This window comes from Polaromonas sp., assembly GCF_013817205.1.
Taxonomy (GTDB): Bacteria; Pseudomonadota; Gammaproteobacteria; order Burkholderiales; family Burkholderiaceae_C; genus Polaromonas.
In genome coordinates this window covers 1-5,028 of sequence record NZ_JACDDD010000129.1, presented here as the reverse complement: position 1 = coordinate 5,028, position 5,028 = coordinate 1, and the positions used below count along the sequence as shown (strand labels likewise).

General features: G+C 63.3%; 4 protein-coding genes. 1 reads left to right on the top strand and 3 read right to left on the bottom strand.

What is annotated here, in order from left to right:
- Positions 1 to 188: 188 nt before the first annotated feature.
- From H0W47_RS18190 to H0W47_RS18180, 3 genes are all read right to left on the bottom strand, one after another.
- Positions 189 to 2,018, bottom strand: coding sequence for a peptidase M61 (locus H0W47_RS18190; RefSeq protein WP_296926968.1), 1,830 nt, complete (start codon positions 2,016 to 2,018; stop codon positions 189 to 191).
- A gap of 119 nt (positions 2,019 to 2,137) precedes the next feature.
- Positions 2,138 to 2,857, bottom strand: a complete 720-nt coding sequence (locus H0W47_RS18185; RefSeq protein ID WP_296926966.1) for a DsbC family protein — start codon at positions 2,855 to 2,857, stop codon at positions 2,138 to 2,140.
- Positions 2,858 to 2,875: 18 nt separating this feature from the next.
- Complete coding sequence (locus tag H0W47_RS18180; RefSeq protein WP_296926964.1) at positions 2,876 to 3,988, bottom strand: FAD-dependent monooxygenase; 1,113 nt, start codon at positions 3,986 to 3,988, stop codon at positions 2,876 to 2,878.
- Positions 3,989 to 4,183: 195 nt separating this feature from the next.
- Here H0W47_RS18180 and H0W47_RS18175 point away from each other — a divergent pair.
- Positions 4,184 to 5,028, top strand: an 845-nt coding sequence (locus H0W47_RS18175; RefSeq protein ID WP_296926962.1) for an MOSC N-terminal beta barrel domain-containing protein, incomplete at its 3' end; no start/stop codon positions are given.

Sequence of the window (5,028 nt, the reverse complement as noted above, 5' to 3'; positions counted from 1 at the left end):
GTCGCTCACTGCGTGTAGCTCCCTGCCCCCGAGGGGGCCGCTGCGCCTGCGGGCCGGCAAAGCCGGACCCGCGGCCCTGCTTGTGAAGACAGGACTCCCACAGTCGTGTCGCTTCCCGCCCCCCCCTGAGGTTGTGCTGATCGGAGCAGTCGGCAGAAAATCTGGCCTGTTCAGGCTGGCTTCCAGATTCAATTCGGACCGGCGAGCCAGCGGTCAGCGAGCGCAGCATCACGCAGCACCAAGCGCCAGGTGGTGACTTCTGGCGGCAGCGTGAGCGGCAGGCGCAGCAACTGTTTGTCGCGTGCCACCAGCGCCTGAATGGTCTTGTGCGGGCCGGCGTACAGCGTGAGGTCTTCCAGCTTGCTCAGGCGCCAACCAGCAGATGATGGATTTTTTTTGCCGGGGGTAGAGGGCTCCATACCCAGCCATTCGTCGCCGGCGGAGAAACCGGCCCGTTCTGCCGCACCACCGCGCAGCACGGTCTTGATCTGGACGCTGCCGTTTTCCAGCACCCGCAAGCCCAGCACCTGGGCGATCTGCGCAGGCTCCTGCAACACCCCCACACCGTGGCGCTTGAGCAGTGTCTCCAGCGGCAACTCACCGGTGCCATGGACCCAGGCGGCAATCTCTGTCGCCCAGGAGCGCCCGCTGACGTCCTCAAGCGCTGTCGCAAAATCAGCCTCGCTCATCGGTCCCGCCTTGCAGCGCAACCACAGGGCGCGCATGACCTCGTCAAGATTCGCCGGTCCTCCCGCGCCGCTGTCGCTGCGCAGGCTCAGGTCGAAGCACAAGGCCACCAGCGCGCCCTTGGTGTAATAGCTGACGGTGGCGTTGGGCGTGTTTTCATCCTGGCGGTAGTACTTGACCCAGGCATCAAAGCTGGCCTGTGCCACCGATTGCACCAGCCGCCCCGGTGTCTGCAGGACCTGGTTGATGGTCTTGTTGAGCAGCCGCAGGTAAGCTGCATCGTCGATCAGGCCGGCACGGCGCAGCATCAAGTCATCGTAGTAGCTGGTAAAGCCTTCGAAGAACCACAGAAGCTGGGTGTAATTTTCGGTACTGTAGTTGTAACCGGCAAACTCTGCCGGTCGCAGGCGCTTGACATTCCAGGTGTGGAAATACTCATGGCTGATCAGCCCGCGCAGCGTGGTGTAACCCTCGGGCAGTTTGCTTTCGCGCAGGCGCGGCAGGTCCTTTCGGTTGCAGATCAATGCGGTGGAGTTGCGGTGCTCCAGCCCGCCGTAGCCATCGTCCACCGCGTTGAGCATGAACAGGTAGCTCTTGTACGGCGGCTTGCGCTTGCCGTGCCAGAAACGGATCTGCGTCTCGCAGATCTTTTTTGTATCGGCCAACAAACGTGTACCGTCAAAACCGGGGGCGGCGCCGGACACCACAAAGCGGTGCGGCACGCCGCAGGCGCTGAAGCTCCCGCTCCAGAAGGGACCCATTTCAACCGGGCAGTCCACCAGTTCGTCATAGTCGGCCGCCAGGTAGCTGCCGTAACCCTGGTTGTTGACTTTTATGGGTGCCAAACCGGTGGCCACCGACCAGCCGGCCGTAGCCGGCGAAGCCACTATTTCCAGCGTTTGCGGCTTGTGCGTCTGCCCATCAACGCGCAGACACAGCGAGCTGTTGTTGAAAAACCCACGCCGCGCGTCAAGGCAGGCGGTACGCACCGAGTTGTCGTTGGCATACACCTCGTAGCTCAATTGCAGCGGCTTGTCCGGGTTGCAGCGGACTTCCCAGCTGCATTTGTCGAGTTGCCGCAACTGCGCAGCAGGCAGGGCACGCGCCGCCTGCCGGGCACGCAGGCCTTGCAGATTTTTGGCGAACTCGCGCACCAGGTAGCTGCCCGGGATCCACACCGGCAGGCTGAGCCGCTGCAGCGCGGCGGGTTGCGGGATCGTCAGCGTGACGCGAAACAGGTGCGCGTGCAGATCGGCGATTTCAATGCGGTGGGTCAGGCCGGAGGCCGGCGTCGCCGGCAGGACGGAAGCAGGAGCACGGGTTTTTGGCATGAATCAAGAATAGCCGACATCCGGCAACCCAAAAATGCTATCAAAAAAGGAGCTGCTTACGCCCACCAGTCGGGGGCTAGAGGCACTTTTGATGCCTGTCATTTGGCCCGATACCCGTTTTACGGGGCCTTGGCGTCGCTGAGGTGCTTTTCAAGCTGTTGCGAGCTGATGGCGCCGGGCACCCGTGTACCGTCGGCAAAAATCAGCGTAGGGGTGCCGGTGATCCGGTACTTCTTGCCGAACTCGATGTTTCGGGCCAAGGCGCTGCTGTCGCAACTCGCCGTGGCGACGGGTTGGTCGCGCAGCATGAGGTCCTGCCAGGCCTTGCCCTGGTCCTTGGCGCACCAGATGTTTCTGGATTTTTCGGCGGAGTCGCGGCTCAGGATGGGATAGAGGAACATGTAGACCGTCACGTCACTGACCTTCTGCATGTCGCGCTCAAAGCGCTTGCAGTAGCCGCAGTTCGGGTCTTCAAACACGGCCAGCTTGCGCTTGCCGTTGCCGCGCACGATGGTGAAGGCGTCTTTCAGCGGCAAAGTGTCGAAGGCGACCGCATTGAGCTTGTCGACGCGCTCTTCGGTCAGGTTGCGCCGCTGTTTGGTGTCGATCAGATTGCCCTGGATCAGGAAATTGCCTTCGGCATCGGTGTAAAAAATCTCGTTGCCACTGACGCGAATCTCATAGAGCCCGTTCATGGGGGCTTTGCTGACTTCCTCGATGGGCGGCAGACTGGGCAGGCGTTCAGCCAGGTTCTTGCGTATCGCCGCTTCCTGGGCAACAGCGGCGCCCAGGCCCAGGACCAGCAGGCCGCAGGCGGCGATGTTTCTCAGCAACTTCATTGTTTCTTCCAGTCCTTGTTAATTCTTACCCATGGCCTGCCGCGTCACCCATTGCTTGAACGGCCCGCTTTTCGCAAAACCCGTCATGCCCCAGTTGCGCAGGGCCTGCCAGCGCACATCGGTCTGCGCAAACAGGCTGTGCAGACCGTCGGTCACCACGCCCATCGCAGCGACGTCGGCCTTGCGCGCCCGCTCGTAACGACGCAGCAGCTTCTCGTTCCCCAGGCCACGCCAGTACTCGCGCGCATGAAGCACCCCCGCCAGCTCTGCAGCATCAGCCAACCCCAGGTTCAGGCCCTGGCCGGCCAGCGGATGCACGGTGTGGGCCGCATCACCTGCCAGCACCCAACCCGGCCCCACCCAGCGGTTGGCTGTGGCCAATGCCAGCGGCCAACTGGAGCGGCCACTGGCAAGTTGCAGCCGGCCGGCTTCGGCGCCGCAAGCCAGTTGCACCGCTGCCGAAAACTCGTCGGGAGACAGCCTTTCCAGCGAGGCAGCTCGCTCCACAGAGACAGACCAGACCAGTGCCAGAGAGTTCCCCTGATCACCACCCATCGGCAAAAAAGCCAGCACTTCGCCCTGACTGAACCACTGCCGCGCCACACCGTGGTGCGGCAGGTCGCTCTGCAGGCGCGCGGCAATGGCTTTTTGCGGGTAGGGCTTGATGGTCCAGGCAGCGCCGAATTCATTGCGGCTGCTGCTGGCCTTGCCTTCGCAGACCACGCTGAGCGCGGCCGGCACTGGTGCCGGCACGGTTTCTATCTGCGGCTGGTAACGCACGGCGTCGGTCAGTTGCTGCTCGAGCGCGGGCACATCAACGATCCAGGCCAGGGCCGTGCCGCCTTTTTCAGCGCTGAATTCGAGGTGTCCGCCATCGTCGCCCCAGACCTGCATGTCCTTCACCGCGGTGGCCGCGGACCCCTCGGGCCAGGCGCGCAGCGATTCCAGCAGTTGCCGCGAGGCGCTGTTCAGCGCGTAGGCGCGCACATCCTGGACAGGCGGCGCGGCCAGGCTGTCCGATGGCGGACGGGCGACCAGCGCCACGCGCAGGCGATCGCGCGCCAGCAGCAGGGCCAGGGTGCGGCCGACCACGCCGCCGCCGCGGATACAGACATCAAAAGGCTTGGACATGGCCCATTTTAGAAGGCGGTGCAAAATCGCATTCTTTGACGATTTCCCATCAGGCAGCGAGCAGAGAAATGGAGTGTCGCCAGGAGACAGGTTTTTCCGCCGGGCCACCCCAAGGAAAATGCGCCCCCTCGGGGGGCAGAGAGCTACGCGAAGCGAGCGAACGTGGGGGCTCTATTATTTTAAAGGACGGGTCAAGTGAGTGAATCATTGAGTGAAGCAGCCGGTGCAGCGCACGCCGATGTCCGTGCAGTCATCAGCGCCTTATGGGTCTACCCTGTCAAATCCTGTGCCGGGGTGCAGATGCCGGAAGCCATCTTGACCGAGACCGGGCTGGAGTTCGACCGCGCCTGGATGGTCGTCGACGAGCGGGGCGAATTTGTGACGCAGCGCGAGCTGCCACGCATGGCGCTGATCCGGCCGCAGCTCAAGACCCAGGACATGGTGCTGCGCGCGCCCGGCATGCTGGCGCTGCACATCGCGCTGGATCAGGTGCAAGAGCCGGTGCGCGTCAAGGTCTGGAATGACGAGGTCCAGGCCTACGACATGGGTGCTGTGGCTGCCCAGTGGTTCAGCGACTTCCTCGGCGCGAAGCTGCGACTGGTGCGGTTCGATCCCGAACACAAACGCCCGTCCAGCACGCGCTGGACCGGCGGCGTGCAAGCGCTGAACCAGTTCAGCGATGGTTACCCCTTGCTGGTGCTCAGCGAGGCCTCGCTGACCGGGCTCAATGACCGGTTGCAGGCCGCCGGCGGCGCACCCGTCACCATGCAGCGTTTTCGTCCCAACATCGTGCTTGGCGCCGCTCTGGGGCCCGCATCTGAAACGTTGGCCGCCCATGACGAGGACCGGCTGGATGAGCTGCAGGTCAGCACCGACCAGGGCGTGGCCCGACTCAAGCCGGTCAAGCCTTGCGCGCGCTGCCCGATTGACCTGCCCCCACCCAGCCGTACCATCGTAAAAGAGAGAAGTCCGCCAACCCAGGAAAATGGCGGACATGAGAAAAAGCAGATACACCGAAGAGCAGATCATCGGCTTCATCA